This window comes from Rhodovulum sp. DZ06 (assembly GCF_050586345.1).
Lineage (GTDB): Bacteria > Pseudomonadota > Alphaproteobacteria > Rhodobacterales > Rhodobacteraceae > JBOCEF01.
This window is the reverse complement of record NZ_JBOCEF010000050.1, coordinates 1-16,539: the sequence shown is the minus strand read 5'-3', so window position 1 is coordinate 16,539 and position 16,539 is coordinate 1. Positions and strand designations below refer to the sequence as shown.

General features: G+C 71.4%; 15 protein-coding genes and 2 tRNA genes. 10 read left to right on the top strand and 7 right to left on the bottom strand.

What is annotated here, in order from left to right:
• The first annotated feature begins 133 nt into the window (after window positions 1–133).
• From hisF to ACQ5SO_RS17920, 4 genes are all read left to right on the top strand, one after another.
• Window positions 134–895 carry an imidazole glycerol phosphate synthase subunit HisF gene (hisF, locus tag ACQ5SO_RS17935; protein WP_430943011.1) on the top strand — a complete coding sequence of 254 codons (762 nt, stop codon included), beginning with the start codon at window positions 134–136 and terminating at the stop codon, window positions 893–895.
• 11 nt (window positions 896–906) lie between these two features.
• Window positions 907–1,260, top strand: coding sequence for a phosphoribosyl-ATP diphosphatase (locus ACQ5SO_RS17930; RefSeq protein WP_430943010.1), 354 nt, complete (start codon window positions 907–909; stop codon window positions 1,258–1,260).
• A gap of 79 nt (window positions 1,261–1,339) precedes the next feature.
• Window positions 1,340–2,119, top strand: a complete 780-nt coding sequence (locus ACQ5SO_RS17925; protein WP_430943009.1) for a glycosyltransferase family 25 protein — start codon at window positions 1,340–1,342, stop codon at window positions 2,117–2,119.
• Window positions 2,120–2,164: 45 nt separating this feature from the next.
• Window positions 2,165–2,241, top strand: a tRNA-Arg gene (locus ACQ5SO_RS17920).
• 329 nt (window positions 2,242–2,570) lie between these two features.
• On the opposite strand, the gene ACQ5SO_RS17915 is transcribed toward ACQ5SO_RS17920, so the two are convergent.
• The 4 genes from ACQ5SO_RS17915 to ACQ5SO_RS17900 form a co-directional block, all read right to left on the bottom strand.
• Entirely contained in the window at window positions 2,571–3,773 is a 1,203-nt protein-coding gene (locus ACQ5SO_RS17915) for an MFS transporter (protein WP_430943008.1), read from the bottom strand.
• Between the two features lie 142 nt (window positions 3,774–3,915).
• A complete protein-coding gene (locus ACQ5SO_RS17910; protein ID WP_430943007.1) occupies window positions 3,916–4,737 on the bottom strand; it encodes a DUF3883 domain-containing protein in 822 nt (273 codons plus the stop codon).
• A gap of 44 nt (window positions 4,738–4,781) precedes the next feature.
• On the bottom strand, window positions 4,782–5,954 hold the full coding sequence (gene argE / locus ACQ5SO_RS17905; RefSeq protein ID WP_430943006.1) for an acetylornithine deacetylase: 1,173 nt from the start codon (window positions 5,952–5,954) through the stop codon (window positions 4,782–4,784).
• A gap of 4 nt (window positions 5,955–5,958) precedes the next feature.
• Complete coding sequence (locus ACQ5SO_RS17900; RefSeq protein WP_430943005.1) at window positions 5,959–7,143, bottom strand: M24 family metallopeptidase; 1,185 nt, start codon at window positions 7,141–7,143, stop codon at window positions 5,959–5,961.
• Between the two features lie 145 nt (window positions 7,144–7,288).
• Between ACQ5SO_RS17900 and ACQ5SO_RS17895 the strand changes: the two genes are divergently transcribed.
• The 3 genes from ACQ5SO_RS17895 (at window position 7,289) to ACQ5SO_RS17885 (ending at window position 10,766) form a co-directional block, all read left to right on the top strand.
• Window positions 7,289–7,771 (top strand): Lrp/AsnC family transcriptional regulator, encoded by a 483-nt coding sequence (locus ACQ5SO_RS17895; protein WP_430943004.1) that lies wholly within the window; start codon window positions 7,289–7,291, stop codon window positions 7,769–7,771.
• A 99-nt stretch (window positions 7,772–7,870) separates the two neighbouring features.
• Entirely contained in the window at window positions 7,871–9,346 is a 1,476-nt protein-coding gene (locus ACQ5SO_RS17890) for an NAD-dependent succinate-semialdehyde dehydrogenase (protein WP_430943003.1), read from the top strand.
• 49 nt (window positions 9,347–9,395) lie between these two features.
• The gene (locus tag ACQ5SO_RS17885) at window positions 9,396–10,766 is read left to right on the top strand and encodes an aspartate aminotransferase family protein (RefSeq protein WP_430943002.1); all 1,371 of its coding nucleotides are present in this window, start codon (window positions 9,396–9,398) and stop codon (window positions 10,764–10,766) included.
• A gap of 76 nt (window positions 10,767–10,842) precedes the next feature.
• Here the strand turns inward: ACQ5SO_RS17885 and ACQ5SO_RS17880 are convergent, their stop codons facing one another.
• From ACQ5SO_RS17880 to ACQ5SO_RS17870, 3 genes are all read right to left on the bottom strand, one after another.
• Entirely contained in the window at window positions 10,843–11,760 is a 918-nt protein-coding gene (locus tag ACQ5SO_RS17880) for an acyl-CoA thioesterase (protein WP_430943001.1), read from the bottom strand.
• Between the two features lie 249 nt (window positions 11,761–12,009).
• Window positions 12,010–12,597: a hemerythrin domain-containing protein gene (locus ACQ5SO_RS17875; RefSeq protein ID WP_430943000.1), complete on the bottom strand. Its 588-nt coding sequence runs from the start codon at window positions 12,595–12,597 to the stop codon at window positions 12,010–12,012.
• A gap of 215 nt (window positions 12,598–12,812) precedes the next feature.
• Entirely contained in the window at window positions 12,813–13,484 is a 672-nt protein-coding gene (locus ACQ5SO_RS17870; protein ID WP_430942999.1) for an OmpW/AlkL family protein, read from the bottom strand.
• A 343-nt stretch (window positions 13,485–13,827) separates the two neighbouring features.
• Between ACQ5SO_RS17870 and ACQ5SO_RS17865 the strand changes: the two genes are divergently transcribed.
• The 3 genes from ACQ5SO_RS17865 to ACQ5SO_RS17855 all read left to right on the top strand — a co-directional run bounded on the left by ACQ5SO_RS17865 (window position 13,828) and on the right by ACQ5SO_RS17855 (window position 16,156).
• Window positions 13,828–15,069, top strand: coding sequence for a multidrug effflux MFS transporter (locus ACQ5SO_RS17865; protein WP_430942998.1), 1,242 nt, complete (start codon window positions 13,828–13,830; stop codon window positions 15,067–15,069).
• 67 nt (window positions 15,070–15,136) lie between these two features.
• Window positions 15,137–15,210 (top strand) — tRNA-Gly (locus ACQ5SO_RS17860).
• Window positions 15,211–15,493: 283 nt separating this feature from the next.
• On the top strand, window positions 15,494–16,156 hold the full coding sequence (locus tag ACQ5SO_RS17855; protein ID WP_430942997.1) for a VPLPA-CTERM sorting domain-containing protein: 663 nt from the start codon (window positions 15,494–15,496) through the stop codon (window positions 16,154–16,156).
• Window positions 16,157–16,539 lie beyond the last annotated feature (383 nt).

The following is a 16,539-nucleotide window of genomic DNA, read 5'->3' as shown; positions in this document are numbered from 1 at the left end:
CGCACTGGATACAACTTCCGCGTGAATTTGCAAGCGACAGGCGCCCCGGCCTGCGCCGCGGCGCCCGCTTTCCCTCGGGGCCGCGCCGCGGTATCACGGCCTTCACCGACGCCGCCGCAGAGGAACCCCGCGCATGACCCTCAAGACCCGCATCATCCCCTGCCTGGACGTCAAGGACGGCCGCGTGGTCAAGGGCGTCAACTTCGTCGGCCTGCGCGATGCGGGCGACCCGGTGGAGGCCGCCAAGATCTACGACGCTGCGGGGGCGGACGAGCTCTGCTTTCTCGACATCACGGCGTCCCACGAAAAGCGCGGCACCCTGATCGACGTGGTGCGCCGCACGGCCGAGCAGTGCTTCATGCCGCTGACCGTCGGCGGCGGGGTGCGCACCCCCGAGGACGTGCGCCAGCTGCTGCTCGCCGGCGCCGACAAGGCCAGCTTCAACACCGCCGCGGTGAACGACCCGGACGTGATCGCGCGGGCCTCCGACAAGTTCGGCGCCCAGTGCATCGTCGTCGCCATCGACGCCAAGACGGTCGCGCCCGGCCGGTGGGAGATCTTCACCCATGGCGGGCGCAAGGAGACCGGCATCGACGCCGTCGAGTTCGCCCTGAAGATGGAGGAGCGCGGCGCGGGCGAGATCCTGCTGACCTCGATGGACCGCGACGGGACCAAGTCGGGCTTCAACCTGCCGCTGACCCGCGCCATCGCCGACGCGGTGAAAATCCCCGTCATCGCCTCGGGCGGGGTCGGCAACCTCAACCACCTGGTCGAGGGGGTGACCGAGGGCCATGCCTCGGCCGTGCTCGCCGCCTCGATCTTCCATTTCGGCGAATACACGATCCACGAGGCCAAGGCCCACATGCACGCCGCCGGCGTCCCGGTGCGGCTGTGAGCGCGCCGGACATGACCCCGACGCCGCTCGCGGTCCTCGCCCGGCTCGAGGCCACCATCGCCGCGCGCAAGGGGGCCGATCCCGCGTCGTCCCACACCGCGAAGATGCTGGCCAAGGGCCCGGAGAAATGCGCCCGCAAGTTCGCCGAGGAGGCGGTGGAGCTGACCTTGGCCGCCGCCCGCGGGGACGGGAAGGAGACGGTCTCCGAGGCCGCCGACGTGCTCTACCACTTCATGGTCACGCTGGCGTCCCGGGACGTGGCGCTGGCCGACGTGCTGGCCGAGCTGGAGCGGCGCGAGGGCCGTTCGGGCGTGGCCGAGAAGGCCGCGCGCAGGACCGAGGGCGTGCGCTCCGACAAGGGCTGAGCGCGCGCCGCCGGGGCGGGCGCGTCAAGGTTTCGGAAACCAGTTCCGGGCGAGGATGGGCCTGTCCAGGGAGGCGCCCATGACCGTACCCGTTCTTTTCATCAACCGGGATTCCGATGCGACGCGACGCGAGGCGTTCCTCGATTCGTGTTTTGAGAACGCGGTGGCCGCGCGCCGGATCCAGGCGCTCGACCGGCTCGATTCCGCGGCGCTGGCCGCCGAATCGCGGCTCCTGCCCGACAGCTTCTGGGAAAGCCCCGAGATAAAGCCCGGCGCCTTCGCCTGTTTCCTCTCGCACCGCCGGGCGTGGGAGGCGGTCGCGTTCGGCGACGCGCCCTGGGCGCTGGTCTGCGAGGATGACGCGCTGCTGGAGGCGAGCGAGCGGGTGATCTCGGCCCATGCCGGCCAGGCCGCGCGGATGGATCTCGACCTGGTGTGGTGCGGCGCGCGCGCCTGCACCCAGCGCGACTCGCTGCGGCCGATGGCGGCGGGAGGGTTCTCGGACGCCGTGGAATTCGCCGCCGACCGCGCGGCCGGGCCGCCGCGGGACGGGGGCAGGGCCCCGGGGGCAGAGGCGCTGCTGGTCTCGCGCCGCGGCGCGCACCGGATGCTGGCGCTGACCGAGGCGGACCGCTGCTGCGCCGGGGTGGACTGGCTTTTGCTCTATCATTGCTGGGACGGGCGCGGAGCGGCGCCTGTCGCGCCCGAGATGGCCGGTCTCGCGCGGATGCTGGGGCTTGGCGCGCCGGCGCTGCGGGCCGCGGTGGCGCCTGAACCGCTGGCCCGGATCAGCGGCGCGCCGAGCGTGCTGCGCCACCGCGAGGCGCTTCCGATCGCGCGGTTGGCCGGGACCGCCTGAACCCCGTTGCGCCCCCCGCGCGGCTGCGCTATACGGCCTCCCGACGCACCCGTAGCTCAGCTGGATAGAGCGCTGCCCTCCGAAGGCAGAGGCCATAGGTTCGAATCCTATCGGGTGCGCCACTCAACCCCCACAAGCCGTTGGAATCGCCTGGCCTCGACACGAGGCCGGGGGAACCGTAGGACATGGCGGAGGACATCCGGGCGCCCGGCGTGGTCCGCAACGTCGGCGTCTTCGGCATCGCGCGGCGGGCGCCGCGAGATCTGCATCAGCATTATTCGCCGAATGGAATTGCGTCCTCCCCCCGGGGCGGGATGGAGGCGTTGGGCAGCCGCATGGTCGTCGCCCGCGCCGCCGGGGAGCGGGGCGGGCCCCCCGACCGCCACGCCCTCGACCTCCTCGCCCCCGACCGCCCCGCCTGTGCGCCTGCGCCTGCCACGCCCGGGCCCGCTCACCCCCGCCCGCGGGCCCGGGCGCGCAGCTCTCCGGCCAGCACCAGGCCCGCGCCCGCCGCCATCACCGCGCTCTGGGACAGCGGCAGGCCCACCAGGCCCGCGCCGACGCTCACCGCCAGCGCCAGCGCCGAGGTCGACAGCGTCACGCACAGCATCCACAGGCTCATCACCCGGCCGCGCAGCTCGTCCGGCAGGTCCGCCTGCACCCCGGCCTGGAGCTGCACCGCGAGGAAGGCGGAGGCGAAACCGCAGAGCAGCCCCGCCGCCGCCGCCAGCTCGAACCACGGCGCCCAGACCATCCCCAGCCCCCCGGCGAAGCCGATCGCCGCCGCCCCCGCCGTCATCCGCCCGCGGCCCGCGATCGACCCGATCGAGGCGGTCTGCAGCACCGCGGCGACCAGCGCCCCCGCGCCGATGCAGGAGGTCATCAGCCCCAGCCCCTCGGCCCCGCGCCCGTGGATGCCGTCGGCCAGCAGCGGCAACACCTCGGACAGCGCCCGGATCGGCCCCAGCGCCACCGCCGCCATCAGCATCGCCACCCGCGCCGCCGGGCGCGCCGCCGCCGCGCGGGCGCCCTCGGCCATCTCCGACAGGAACCCCGCCCGCGCCCGCGCGGCCAGCGGCCGAGGCGCAAGGGTGGCGATCACCGCGAGATTGGGCACGAACAGCGCGGCCGAGATCGCCCCCGCCGGCGCGACCCCCGCCCCGGCGATCAGCATCCCCCCGAGCGCGGGGGAGATCACCCGCCCGACATTGAAGTTCAGCGCCGAGAGCGCGACGACCGAGGCGATGCCCGGCCCCTCGACCAGCCGCGGGCCGAGGGACTGGCGCACCGGGTGATAGGCCGACGCCGCCAGCCCGAAGAACAGCGCCAGCGCCAGCAGCGGCGCTTCCCCGAGGGCGTCCGCGGCCGCCAGCGCGGTGAAGGCGATGGGGCAGAGCATCAGCATCCCCGAGACGACCACGAAGGCGCGGCGCACCGAGACCCGGTCGATCAGCGTGCCGAAGACCGGCCCGGTCAGCGCCACCGGCGCCAGCGAGAGGGCGGCGACGAGACCGACGAAGGCGGCCGAGCCGGTCTCGGCCCAGGCGCTCCAGGACAGCAGCACGCGGAAGATCCACATCCCGTTCACCCCGCAGACCGAGGCGAGGAAATAGCGCCGGAACGGCGGCTGGCGCAGGACGGCGAGGGCGGTCATGCGCGGACGGGCAGGGGATCGGGGGCGGGCATGTCGGGTCTCCGGGGACGCCGCCCCGGGCGGGCGGCGGCCCATATCCCTGCGCCGATCCCGCCGCCGGGGCAAGGCCGGGCGCGCCGCGCCCCCGCGGGGGGGAACGGCCTCAGCCCCACTCGGCCCGGTAGCTGGTGGCGATCAGGTCCACGTGGCGCGACAGCGGGGGGACCAGCTCGAACGCCTCGGGGCGGCGGGCGAAGTTCCAGATCCGCATCAGCCGCCAGCTCTCCGGGTTCTCCTCGGACACGCGCAGCTCGTTGGCCGAGACGTGGAAGGCCGCGCGCTCCCAGCCATTGGTGGTCTTCACCTCGATCAGCCGGTCCTCGCCCGACGGCGTGAAGCTGTGGATGTCATAGCCCGCGCCGTCGCCATCTTCGTGCGAGACCCAGCGCACGGCGGCGGCGAGGTCGCGCCGCCCCTCGCGGGCCAGCACGGCGCGTTCATGCGCCAGCACCCGTTCCTCGCCCGCCTTGCCGAGGGCGCGGTTCGCCTCGTCCTGCGCGGCGGGGTCGAACTTGCGGATCACGGCGCGGGTCATCTTCGCCTCTTCGGGCGGGGGCTCGTTGCGCAAGGTGGGGGCGGGGCGCAGGAACAGCTCTCCGGCGGCCTCGGCCAGGCCGGGGGCGCGCGGGGGGACCAGGTCGATGGCGCCCGCCAGGCGCCGGGCGACGGCGTCGGCGAGCGGCATCTGGAAGTTGCTGCGCGGCTTGTAGCCCTTGATCCAGGGGTGATTGAGCGCCTGCAGGACGGCGGAGATGTTCTGGTGCTTGAACTCGATGGACCCGTTCGGGCGCTCGATATGCTCCATCAACGCCTTGCGGTGCGCGGTCTTGTTGTACGGCGCGCCGCGCAGCTCCTCCCGAAGCATCGCGAAGTAATCCGCGACGATCAGGTCGTTCTCCGCATCGGTCCAGTCCGCCCCAGCCATGGGGAATGCTTGGACCGGCCAGGGAAATAAAGCAAGCGCCCCGCTCAGCGCCCGCCGATCTCGGCCCCCAGCCGCACCAGCACGTCGAGGCACTTCTCCAGTTCGGAAATCGAGATGAACTCGTCGGGCTTGTGCGCCTGGGCGATGGAGCCGGGCCCGCAGACGGCCACGTGCATCCCCAGCTGCTGGAACAGCCCCGCCTCGGTGCCGAAGGGGACCACCTGCGCCTCGTTGGCGCCGGTGAGGCGGAACATCAGGTCGCGGGCCTCGTTCTCGGGCATGGGGGCGAGGCCGACCACCTCGCCCACCACCTCGGTCTCGATCGAGGCGTGCGGCGCGACGGCGCGCATGGCGGGCAGAAGGTCGTCCGCCACGTGGGCGGCCACGGCGTCCTTCACGAAGCCCATGTCGGCGTCGTTGACGGGCCGCATCTCCCATTCCAGCGCCGCCTTGCCGGCGATCACGTTATGGGCCGTGCCGCCATGCAGCCCCCCGAGGTTGATCGTGGTCCAGGGCGGATCGAACGGGCTGTCGGGCGCCGCGCGCGCCTTCAGATCCTCGCGCAGGCTCAGCAGGCGGGCGACGTAGCGGGCGGCGTATTCCACCGCGTTGACCCCGGCATCGGGGGCCGAGCCGTGCCCCTCCAGCCCCGTGAAGCGCACGGTGTATTCGCAGCAGCCCTTGTGCCCGTCGATCACCTTCATCTCGGTCGGCTCGCCGATCAGCGCCATGGCGGGGCGGATGCCGCGGGCCTTCAGGTCCTCGACCAGGTGGCGGGCGCCGAGGCAGCCGACCTCCTCGTCATGGGTGAAGGCGAAATGGATCGGGCGGCGCGTCGCGACCTCCGCCAGCACGTCGAGCGAGGCGACGCAGGCGGCGATGAACCCCTTCATGTCGCAGGTCCCGCGGCCGAAGAGCTTGCCGTCCTTCTCCACCATCTCGAACGGGTCGGTGGTCCAGTCCTGCTCGGCGGTCGGCACCACGTCGGAATGGCCCGAGAGCACGAGGCCCCCGGGTCCCTCCGGCCCCAGCGTGGCCCAGAGATTGGCCTTGGCGCCGCTTTCGTCGACCAGGATCTCCACCCGCGCGCCCGCCTCCTCGAGCAGCCCGGCGATGTAGCGCAGGCAGTCGATGTTCCCGTCGGAGGAGACGGTGGGAAAGGCGATCAACTCGCCCAGGATCGCCTTGCAGCGGTTGAGGCGCGCGGCCGGGGTCATGGGCTCAGTCCTTCACGAAGAGCTTGCGTTCGACATTGCACAGCGTCTCGGCCGGGCCGTCTTCCTTGATCAGGATGGTCTCGGTGGTCTCGAGCCCCCAGTCGTCCATCCACAGGCCCGGCATGAAGTGGAAGGTCATGCCCGGCTCCAGCACCGTCTCGTCGAAGGCGCGCAGGGACACGGTGTGCTCGCCCCAGTCCGGCGGGTAGGACAGGCCCACGGCGTAGCCGCAGCGGTTGGGGCGCTCGATCCCGACCTTCAGAAGCTCCACGTCGAGCGCGCGGGCGATGTCGCAGGCGCGGTTGCCGGCGCGGGCGACCTCGATCCCGGCGTTCAGCCCCTCGGTCAGCGCCTCGGAGGCGTCGACCATGAACTGCGGCGGCTTGCCGAGGAACACGGTGCGCGAGAGCGGCGCGTGGTAGCGCCGGTAGCAGCCCGACTGCTCGATGAAGGTCGCCTCGCCCTTTTTCAGCGCCTCGCCGTTCCAGGTCAGGTGCGGGGCCGAGGCGTCCTCGCCCGAGGGCAGGAGCGGGACGATGGCGGGGTAGTCGCCCCAGCTGTCCTCCTCGCCCTGCACGGCGGTCTTGTAGAGCTCCCCGACCAGGTCGTGCTTGCGCATCCCCGGCTCGGCCAGTTCGATCGCGCGGTGGATCACCAGCTCCGAGATCCGCGCGGCGCGGCGCATGAAGGCCAGCTCTTCGTCGGATTTGTGCAGGCGCCGCCAGTTGACCATGGTCGAGGCGTCGATGAATTCCGCCTCCGGCAGCCCCTCGGACAACACCGCGAAGGCGCGGGCGGTGAAGTAATAGGTCTCCATCTCCAGCCCGATGCGCTTGTCGCCGAAGCCCATGATCCGCAGGTGGGACGCGAGGTCCTCCATCGGGTGGATGTCCGGTGCCTGGATGTAGCGGTCGGCGTAGTAGATGATGTTCTCGTGCTCCATCCACACCGTGCGGCGGGCGCCGTTGGCGTCCTGCAGGCGGCCCCACCAGATCGGGTCGCCCTCCATCGACAGGATCACGCCCTGGTGGACGTAGAAGGACCAGCCGTCATAGCCCGTCAGCCAGTTCTGGTTGGACGGGTTGGTGATGAACAGCACGTCGATCCCGGCGGCTTCCATCGACTTGCGGGTCAGCGCGATGCGGCGGTCGAACTCGGCCTTGGTGAAATGGGCGTTCTCGAGGGGCATGCCGGGATCCTTGGCTTGGGGCGGGACGCGAGAGGCCACCTTCAATCCCGCGCCCGCGGTTTGGCAAGGCCCGCCCGTGCGGTCTTCCGCGCTGCGCTGTCGCGCCCCGTCGCGCGGGGGGCGCGGGCCGGATAGCCTGCGCGGCATGATCAGGCTTGATGCACGCGACATGGAGATCCTGCGGGTGCTGTCCCGCGAGGGGCGGCTGACCAAGGCCGCGCTGGCCGAGAAGGTCGGCCTGTCGCCGACCCCCGCCTGGGACCGGCTGAAGAAGCTGGAGAAAGCGGGGTTGATCGAGGGCTACCGGGCCGAGATCGACCTGCGCAAGCTGGGCCCCCATGTCACCGTCTTCGTGGCGGCGGAGCTGGCGGATCACACCGCGGCGACCATGCGCACCTTCGAATCAAGGCTCGACCAGCACCCCGAGATCACCGGCTGCTGGGCCCTTGGCGGCGGTTTCGACTACCTGATGCAGATCGTGGCGCGGGACATCGACGCCTATCAGCGCCTGATCGACACGCTGCTGGACGCGCGCATCGGCATCGCGCGCTACTACACCTATGTGGTGACCAAGGCGGTGAAGCGGGGCGGCCCCCCGCTGCATCTCTTCGCAGACCATCTGGACTGAGGCGCGGGCGCGCGCAGGCCGGATGGACGGGATGGGGCGTCCATTCGGTCTCTTCTTCTGCGCGGCGGCGCGATGATGGCGGGGAAAGGAGGGCAAGCCATGCTCGACACCGCCATGTCCGCCCGCGCGGATATCCAGGACAAACGCCTGCTGCGCAGCTTCGCCTATGTGGGTGGCAAGTGGATCGACGGGGACGGGGGCGCGACCTTCGCGGTCAGCGACCCGGCGACCGGCGCGCATCTCGGCGACGTCGCCGCGCTCTCCGCCGCCCAGTCCGCCGCCGCCGTCGACGCCGCCCAGGCCGCCTTCCCCGCCTGGTCGACCGCGCTGCCCCAGGACCGCGCCGCCTTCCTGCGCCGCTGGCACGACATGGTCGTCGCGGCGCGCGAGGACCTCGCGCGGATCATGGTGCTCGAACAGGGCAAGCCCCTGTCGGAAGCGCGCGGCGAGATCGACTACGCGGCCTCGTTCCTCGAGTTCTACGCCGAGGAAGCCAAGCGCCCGAACATCGAATCCGTCACCTCGCACCTGCCGGATGCGGAGATGGAGCTGTGGCTCGAACCCGTGGGCGTGGCGGGGCTGGTGACGCCGTGGAACTTCCCCTCGGCCATGCTGACCCGCAAGGCGGCCGCGGCGCTGGCCGCCGGCTGCACCGTGGTGGCGCATCCCTCGGCCGAGACCCCGTTCAGCGCGCTGGCGCTGGCCGAGCTGGCCGAGCGCGCGGGCGCCCCCGCGGGCGTCTTCAACGTGCTGACCGGCGAGGCCCCGACCGTGGTCGGCGCCTGGGCGGGGGATTCGCGGGTGCGGGCGCTGTCCTTCACCGGCTCCACCGAGATCGGGCGGCTGCTCTATCGCCAGTCCGCGGACACGGTGAAGCGGCTGGTGCTGGAGCTGGGCGGCCACGCGCCGCTGATCGTCTTCGCCGACGCGGACCTCGACAACGCGGTGGAGGAGGCGATCAAGGCCAAGTTCGCCACCTCCGGCCAGGACTGCCTCGGCGCCAACCGGATCTATGTCGAACGGCCGGTGTATGAGGCGTTCTGCGAGGCCTTCGCCGCGAAGACCCGCGCGCTGAGCGTCGGCCGCGGCATGGACGACCCCGAGATCGGCCCGCTGATGAACCAGGGCGCCGTGGACAAGCAGGCGGCGCAGGTGGCCGATGCCAGGGCCAAGGGCGCGAAGGTGCTGTGCGGCGGCGAGACCCTGCCGCTGGGGCCGCTCTTCTACGCGCCCACGGTGCTGACGGATGTTCCCGACGACGCGCTGATCATGCGCGAGGAGACCTTCGGCCCCGTCGCCGCCATCGCCCCCTTCGACTCGGAGGAAGAGGTGACGCAGAAGGCCAACGCCACCGAGTACGGCCTGGTGGCTTATGTCCATTCGCAGGACCCGCGGCGGATCTATCGCCTCTCCCGCGCCTTGCAGTTCGGCATGGTGGCGGTGAACCGCACCAAGGTCACCGGCGCGCCGATCCCCTTCGGCGGGACCAAGCAGTCCGGCCTCGGGCGCGAGGGCGCGCGCGAGGGCATGGCCGCCTTCATGGACATCAAATACGTCTGCCGCGACTGGGCCTGAGCCCCCGCGCCGCAGACGCCGACCACAGCGACAACAAGAAAGACTTCACATGCTGACCAATGACCAACTCGACCGCTGGGACCGCGAGAATTTCTTCCATCCCTCGACCCATCTCGGCCAGTTCGCCCGCGGGGAGGCGCCGAACCGGATCATCAAGACCGCCGATGGCTGCCACATCGTGGATCGCGACGACACCCGGCTGCTGGACGCTTTCGCGGGCCTCTACTGCGTGAATGTCGGCTACGGGCGGCAGGAGATCGCCGAGGCCATCGCGACCCAGGCGCGCGAGCTCGCCTATTACCACGCCTATGTCGGCCACGGGACCGAGGCGTCGATCACGCTGGCCAAGATGGTGCTCGACCGCGCGCCGTCGCACATGTCGAAGGTGTATTTCGGCCTGTCCGGGTCGGACGCGAACGAGACCAACGTCAAGCTGATCTGGTACTACAACAACATCCTCGGCCGCCCGGAGAAGAAGAAAATCATTTCGCGCTGGCGCGGGTACCACGGGTCCGGGCTGATGACCGGCTCGCTGACGGGGCTCGAGCTGTTCCATAAAAAATTCGACCTGCCGCTGGCGCAGGTGATCCACACCGACGCGCCCTACTACTTCCGCCGCCCGGACGAGGCGATGAGCGAGCAGCAGTTCTCGGAGCATTGCGCGGCCGAGCTGGAGGCGCTGATCGAGGAGGAAGGCCCCGACACCATCGCCGCCTTCATCGGCGAGCCGGTTCTCGGCACCGGCGGCATCGTGCCCCCGCCCGCGGGGTACTGGGAGGCGATCCAGGCGGTCCTGACCAAGTACGACATCCTGCTGGTGGCGGACGAGGTCGTGACCGGGTTCGGGCGGCTCGGGACCATGTTCGGCTCCGAGCATTACGGGCTGAAGCCGGACCTGATCACCATCGCCAAGGGCCTCACCTCGGCCTATGCGCCGCTGTCCGGGTCCATCGTGTCCGACAAGATGTGGAAGGTGCTGGAGCAGGGCACGGATGAGAACGGGCCGATCGGCCATGGCTGGACCTACTCGGCCCATCCCATCGGCGCCGCCGCCGGCGTCGCGAACCTCAAGCTGATCGACGAGTTGAAGCTGGTGGAGAACGCCGGGTCGGTGGGCGCGAAGCTGAACGCGATGATGAAGGACGCGCTGGGGAACCACGTGCATGTCGGTGATGTTCGCGGCGAGGGGATGCTCTGCGCGGTGGAGTTCGTGAAGGATCGCGAGTCGCGGACCTTCTTCGACGCCTCCGAGAAGGTCGGCCCGCAGGTCGCGGCGGCTCTGCTGGCCGAGGGGGTGATCGGCCGGGCGATGCCTCAGGGCGACATCCTGGGCTTCGCGCCGCCCTTCTGCCTGACCGAGGACGAGGCCGCGAAGGTGGTCGAGGCGACGGCGAAGGCGGTGAAATCCGTGCTCGGCTGATCGGCTTCGACCGGGAATGCAGACGCCCGCGGGGGGAGACCCCCGCGGGCGTTCTGCGTTCCGGGATGTGGGGCGCTCAGCCCTCTTCGTGTACCCGCACGAGGCCCTCCTGCGCGGCGTCGGCCACGAGGCGCCCGTCGCGGCTGAAGATGCGCCCGCGGGTGAAGCCGCGCGCGCCGCCGGCCCAGGGGCTGTCGATGTCATAGAGCAGCCAGTCGTCGGCGCGGAAATCGGCGTGCAGCCACAGCGCGTGGTCGAGGCTGGCGACCTGCATCTCGGGCGCGGCGAAGTGCTTCGCGTGGGGCATCATCGCCGCCCCCAGCAGGCCCATGTCCGAGGCGAAGGCGAGGGCGGCGCGGTGCAGGCGCGCGTCCCCCGGGAACTCGCCCTTGGCGCGGAACCAGAAGCGGTTGATGGGGCGCAGATCGTCCGTCTTGTAGGGCGGGCGGGTCATCACCGGGCGGATCTCGACCGGGCGATTCCAGCGGAAGAACTGCAGGTAACGCTCGGGCAGCTCCTCGTAATGTTCGCGGGCGAGGTCGGCGTCGGTGGGCAGGCCCTCGGGGTCCGGGACGTCGGGCATCTCGGTCTGGTGCGAGAGGCCGGGTTCGGGCGCGTGGAAGGAGGCGGCGAGGTTGAGGATCGGGCGCCCGTTCTGGATGGCGATGACGCGGCGGGTGTCGAAGGACTTGCCGTCGCGGTCGCGCTCGACCCGGTAGAGGACCGGGGCGGCGGCGTCGCCGGGGCGCATGAAATAGGCGTGGAGCGAGTGGGCGTGGCGGGCCTCGTCCACCGTGCCGGTGGCGGCCATCAGCGCCTGGGCGACGACGAGGCCGCCGAAGGCGCGGCCCTTGCCGCCGGGGGCGTGGGCGCCCCGGAAATAATCCTGCTCGATCTGCTCGACCTCGAGGATCGGCAGAAGGGGCGAGGGGCCGGTGACGGGCGGTTCGGGCGCGGGCGGGGTCTTGGCGCGCGGGGCGTCGGAAGGGGACATGGGGCCTCGGGATGCGAGTGGCGTGTGCGATGGGTGCGCGCGGGTGGTGCGCGCGATTTTGAAATTTTGTTTCGCAGCCGAGAATTTCGGAAAGCGCGGGCCGGTGCAAGCCCTGTTGCGGGTTCGGGCCGCGGGGGGGGACGGGGACGGGGGCGGCGTCCGGTCGGCGCCGCCCTGCGGGCGCCGGCCGCCCGCCCGCCCCGCCCCTGCCGGGGCTGCCCCGGGTCCGCAGCCCCGGGGCGCGGCGCCTCAGCCCTTCACGCCGTGCTTGAGGATGACGGGCACGATCAGGTCCTCTTCATCCAGCAGGTGCCGGTCGAGCAGGCGGGACATGTCCGCCAGCGCCCCCTCCATGCCCCCCGCGGCGTCGCGCAGGGCGGCGGCGGGGACGTCCGGCGTGGTGGCGGCGCCGATCCCGGCATTGGCGGCGTCGGCGAAGGCCGCCATCCAGCCGTCGAGCGCGTGGTGATCGCGGTCGAGGATCTCGAACCCCCGGTCCAGCCGCGGCTCCAGCGCGCGCAGGCGGGGGAAATAGCGCTGGTCCTCGATCATGTGGTGGCCGTGCAGCTCCTGCAGGAACATCCCCCCGAAGCGGGAGATCCGCGCGGCCCAGTCGCGGGCCGGGGCGCCCTGGTGCAGGTGCGCGGCGGTGGCCTCCTCCATCAGCCCCAGCAGCTTGCGGAAGGCCATGTGCCGCTCGAGCCAGAAGCTGACCAGCCCGTCGAATTCCGGGTCCGCGCGCCAGCCCTCGCGCGGGCGGTCGGCCAGCAGGACCTGCAGCGCCTCGGGCAGGCCGGCGCGAAGGTCGAGGGCGAGGGGATCGGCGGGATCGGTCATGGGGCCTCCGGTCGCGGACGCGGGCGTGGGGGGGGGGAGGCGCAGAAGATGGCGCGCGGGGGCGGCCGGGGCCAGCGGCGCATCCGCGCACGGATTGGACCCGAACTGGAAACGGCGCCGTGCGGGCATGAAAAAACCCCCTTCGCCGGGGAGAGGGCGAAGGGGGTTCGAGGCGGCGCCGCCCCCGGGAAGGAGGGGCGGCGTCGCGGCGTCCGTCAGAAGCGGGCGCCGATGCCGAAGCCGACGAGGACCGGGTTGATCTCGGCCTTGCCGGACAGGCCGGTCGAGGAGGTCCAGTCCGTCTCGAGCATGATGTATTTGACATCCATGTTGGCGTAGATGCCCTCGGTGATCTCGATGTCGACGCCGGCCTGGAAGGCCACGCCGAACGTGTCGTCGAGCGAGACGGTGCCCACGGCCGGGTCGCCGGCCGATTCGCCGTAGAAGATGGTGTAGTTCACGCCCGCGCCGAAATAGGGCTTGATCTTGTCCATGTTCTTGATGCCGGTCCAGTCGCCCAGCTGGGTGACGTGGTACTGCAGCGTCAGGGTCGGCGGCAGCAGCCAGACCGAACCGACGTCGAGGCCGTTGATCGCGCCCTTGCCGTCGATGTCGTGCGGCGTGGTGCCGAGGATCAGCTCGGCCGCGATGTTCGGCGTGAAGAAGTAGGTGAAGTCGAGCTCGGGGATCACCGAGGTCGAGATGTCGCCGTCGGCGCCGCCGACCTGGTCGACGCGCACGTCGTCGTTCGGGGCGACGAACACGCCGCGCAGGCGGACCATCAGGTCGCCGTCCGAGGACAGGGTGAAGAAGCCGTCTTCAGCGGCGGCGGGCAGGGCGGGCAGGGCGGCGGCCATGGCGGCCGCGGCGAGGATCCGGCGGAACATCGTATCGTCTCCACAAGGGGTGATGTCGAACGCGTGAAGCGCGTCTCGGGGCGCAGATGACGTCTCGAGGGGGGGCTGGGCCTTGATCGTGATCATTGAGTGAAGAAACTTTCACGGCTTCGTCAGCCATGTGGCGCCGCAGCAACAGGGCGGGGCCGGGCGGGCGGTCCGCGCCGTCCGCGGGGGCGGCGGCGCGGACCGACTCGCGCCCGCAGCGCGCGCCGCGCGGACCCGTGCCCCGGGCCCTGCGCGGCCCCCTGCGGGCGGGGTCCGCCGCGACGTCGTCGTTGACCGGCGCAACGGTCGGTACTAAGCCGACCTTACAACTCTTGCAGGCGGTTCCATGTCCCTCCCCCCCGACGCGCCCCCCCATCCCAAGGCGAAGCTGTTCGACAGAACCACCCCGCCGCATGTCCTGACCCTGGTGCTGATCGCCGGGATCGGGCCGATGGCGATGAACGTGTTCCTGCCCTCGCTGCCCGGCATCGCCGCGCATTTCGAGGCGGATTACGCCCTCGTGCAGGTCTCGGTCTCGGGCTACCTGCTGGTCACCGGGCTGCTGCAGCTGCTGATCGGGCCGCTCTCGGACCGCTACGGGCGCCGGCCGGTGCTGATCGGCTCGTTTCTGGTGTTCATGGCCGCCACTGTGGGCGCGCTGCTGGCGCCGACGATCGAGGTGTTCCTGGCCTGCCGCATGGCGCAGGCGGCGGTGGCGTCGGGGATCGCGCTCAGCCGCGCGATCGTGCGCGACATCGCCCCGCCCGAGAAGACCGCCTCGATGATCGGCTACGTGACCATGGGCATGGCGCTGGTGCCGATGGTCAGCCCGATGCTGGGCGGGATCCTCGAGGGGGTCGGCGGCTGGCGCTGGTCCTTCGGGGCGCTGCTGCCGATGGGCCTCGCGGTCTTCGCGCTGATGTGGATGGATCTCGGAGAGACGAACCGCAACAAGTCCGCCTCGCTCACCGCGCAGATCAGGGCGTACCCGGACCTTCTGGCCTCGCGCCGATTCTGGGGCTACGCGCTGGTCTCGGCCTTCGCCTCGGGGGCGTTCTTCGCCTTCCTCGGGGGGGCGCCCTACGTGGCCACCATGGTCCTGGGCCTGTCGCCCGAGGCGATGGGCGCCTGGTTCGGGGCCATCGCGGCGGGCTACATCCTGGGCAATTACATCGCCGCGCGCTGGTCCGAGCGCTGGGGCATCGGCGCGATGATGACCCTGGGCGCGGGGGCCGCGGTGATCGCGACGCTGACCTGCTCGGTCCTGTTCTGGAGCGGCGGCGGCCATCCCCTGGTGCTGTTCGGGCCGTGCTTCTTCGTCGGCATGGGCAACGGCATGACGCTGCCCAACGCCAATGCGGGGATGCTCAACGCCCGGCCGAAACTGGCGGGCAGCGCCTCGGGCCTCGGCGGCGCGGTGATGATCGGCGGCGGCTCGGGCATGTCGGCGCTGGCGGGCTTCCTGCTGGGCGAGGGCTCGGGCGGGCTGCCGCTGGCGCTGGTGATGCTGGCCTCCTCGGTGCTGGCGCTGGGCGTCGCGCGCTGGGTGTGGATGGTGGAGCGCGAGGTGGCCGCCGAGGCGGCCTGAGCGCGGGCGCGCCCGGCGGCGGCGGCTTGACCCGTAAGGCGGGCTCGGCTATCTCCCCGCCCAAGGCGCGGGCATGGTGAAATGGTATCACACGAGCCTTCCAAGCTCTTGGTGCGGGTTCGATTCCCGCTGCCCGCTCCAGCTTCCCCCCTCCCTGCAGATCCCCGGTTTCCTGACGCGGCGTCACGCGTGCGGCGGGGCCTGGCGTGCGCTCTCCGTAAAGTTGCAAGACCAGCCTGGACGGATGCTTGAATTCGCGCGGGATGTTCTTGAACGCGCGGGCGATTCTTTCTGAAACCACGTCCGCGGCGGCGGCGACATGGGGTGATCCGGGTCACATCCCGGGCGCAAATGTCCCAAAAGCGCCGCAATTCCGGGGGAATTGGGGCGTCCTTCCTCATTATTTCAAAAGAAGGCGCTTCCTATGAAACTCCTGCTTTCCACGGCGCTTGTCGCCACCCTCGCGGCCGCTGCGCCGGCCCAGGCCGTCACCGGCGGCGGCGCGCTGTCCGAGGGCGTTTTCGCCGGCGTCTCGGTCACCGAGGCCCCCGGCTCCTACACCCTGGTCAACGGCTCCGTGTCCGCCGTGGTCTACGGCTTCGGCGTGACCAACCCGGACTCGACCCTCGCCTGCATCGGGGCCTGCGGCGACGGCTTCGGCCCGTACCAGGACACCGGCTTCCTGTCGATCAACGGCGGCGGCAGCGGCGAGTTCTGGGGCGCCATCTCCCTGACCCAGGACGACTGGTCGACCTACGTGCCGAATACCGCGGACCTGGTCGGTGAGTTCGGCGCGACCATGGAAGACCTGTTCGGCGCCTGGGCCTGGAGCCCGACCGAGAAGGTGAACTGGTACGACATGTTCGACGCCTCGGGCGTGGGCGCCGGCTCCACCGCCACCGGCTTCAACTTCTTCGCGCCGGTCGCCTCGGACGCGTTCGGCCTCGGCAGCGACAGCACCGGCAACGTGGGTTATTTCGACCTCGGCGACATCACCGCCACCGCGGACGTGCCGCTGCCGGCCGCGGCCTGGATGCTGATCGCCGGCCTCGGCGCCATGGGCGTCGCCGCCCGCCGCAAGGCCTGATCCGGCCCGCGCCCCCGCCCGGTGTGCGCGGGCGGGGCGCGGCAGGGACCGCGCGCGGGGCCGGGGGAGCGATCCCCCGGCCCCGCCTGCGTTTCCATATCCGGCCGCGCGCCCGGCCCGCCCCCCGCCGCGCGGCCCCGATCGGGGCGAAAATGACGCCCGAAACCGCTCCTCGGCCCCCTGCGCGCGTCTTCCCTGTTGCGATCTTGCTCAAGCTCCGTTAAGCGACCCCCGACGCGCGGACCCGCTCCTGAGGGCCGCGGAAACGGCCCTTTCGCGGGCGACCGCAAAGAAGGAACGATAGGCGATGGCTAAAGGTAAGTTCGAGCGCACGAAACCGCACGTGAACATCGGCACGATCGGTCACGTGGACCACGGGAAGA

What these genes read in the sequence shown, in the direction of transcription:
- ACQ5SO_RS17910 (WP_430943007.1), bottom strand. Translation starts at nt 4,737, where the DNA reads ATGGCTGGGGCGGACTGGACCGATGCGGAGAACGACCTGATCGTCGCG.
- ACQ5SO_RS17875 (WP_430943000.1), bottom strand. Translation starts at nt 12,597, where the DNA reads ATGACCGATCCCGCCGATCCCCTCGCCCTCGACCTTCGCGCCGGCCTG.
- ACQ5SO_RS17895 (WP_430943004.1), top strand. Translation starts at nt 7,289, where the DNA reads ATGATCAGGCTTGATGCACGCGACATGGAGATCCTGCGGGTGCTGTCC.
- ACQ5SO_RS17925 (WP_430943009.1), top strand. Translation starts at nt 1,340, where the DNA reads ATGACCGTACCCGTTCTTTTCATCAACCGGGATTCCGATGCGACGCGA.
- ACQ5SO_RS17885 (WP_430943002.1), top strand. Translation starts at nt 9,396, where the DNA reads ATGCTGACCAATGACCAACTCGACCGCTGGGACCGCGAGAATTTCTTC.
- argE (WP_430943006.1), bottom strand. Translation starts at nt 5,954, where the DNA reads ATGACCCCGGCCGCGCGCCTCAACCGCTGCAAGGCGATCCTGGGCGAG.
- ACQ5SO_RS17890 (WP_430943003.1), top strand. Translation starts at nt 7,871, where the DNA reads ATGCTCGACACCGCCATGTCCGCCCGCGCGGATATCCAGGACAAACGC.
- ACQ5SO_RS17880 (WP_430943001.1), bottom strand. Translation starts at nt 11,760, where the DNA reads ATGTCCCCTTCCGACGCCCCGCGCGCCAAGACCCCGCCCGCGCCCGAA.
- ACQ5SO_RS17855 (WP_430942997.1), top strand. Translation starts at nt 15,494, where the DNA reads ATGAAACTCCTGCTTTCCACGGCGCTTGTCGCCACCCTCGCGGCCGCT.
- ACQ5SO_RS17870 (WP_430942999.1), bottom strand. Translation starts at nt 13,484, where the DNA reads ATGTTCCGCCGGATCCTCGCCGCGGCCGCCATGGCCGCCGCCCTGCCC.
- ACQ5SO_RS17930 (WP_430943010.1), top strand. Translation starts at nt 907, where the DNA reads ATGACCCCGACGCCGCTCGCGGTCCTCGCCCGGCTCGAGGCCACCATC.
- ACQ5SO_RS17865 (WP_430942998.1), top strand. Translation starts at nt 13,828, where the DNA reads ATGTCCCTCCCCCCCGACGCGCCCCCCCATCCCAAGGCGAAGCTGTTC.
- ACQ5SO_RS17915 (WP_430943008.1), bottom strand. Translation starts at nt 3,773, where the DNA reads ATGACCGCCCTCGCCGTCCTGCGCCAGCCGCCGTTCCGGCGCTATTTC.
- hisF (WP_430943011.1), top strand. Translation starts at nt 134, where the DNA reads ATGACCCTCAAGACCCGCATCATCCCCTGCCTGGACGTCAAGGACGGC.
- ACQ5SO_RS17900 (WP_430943005.1), bottom strand. Translation starts at nt 7,143, where the DNA reads ATGCCCCTCGAGAACGCCCATTTCACCAAGGCCGAGTTCGACCGCCGC.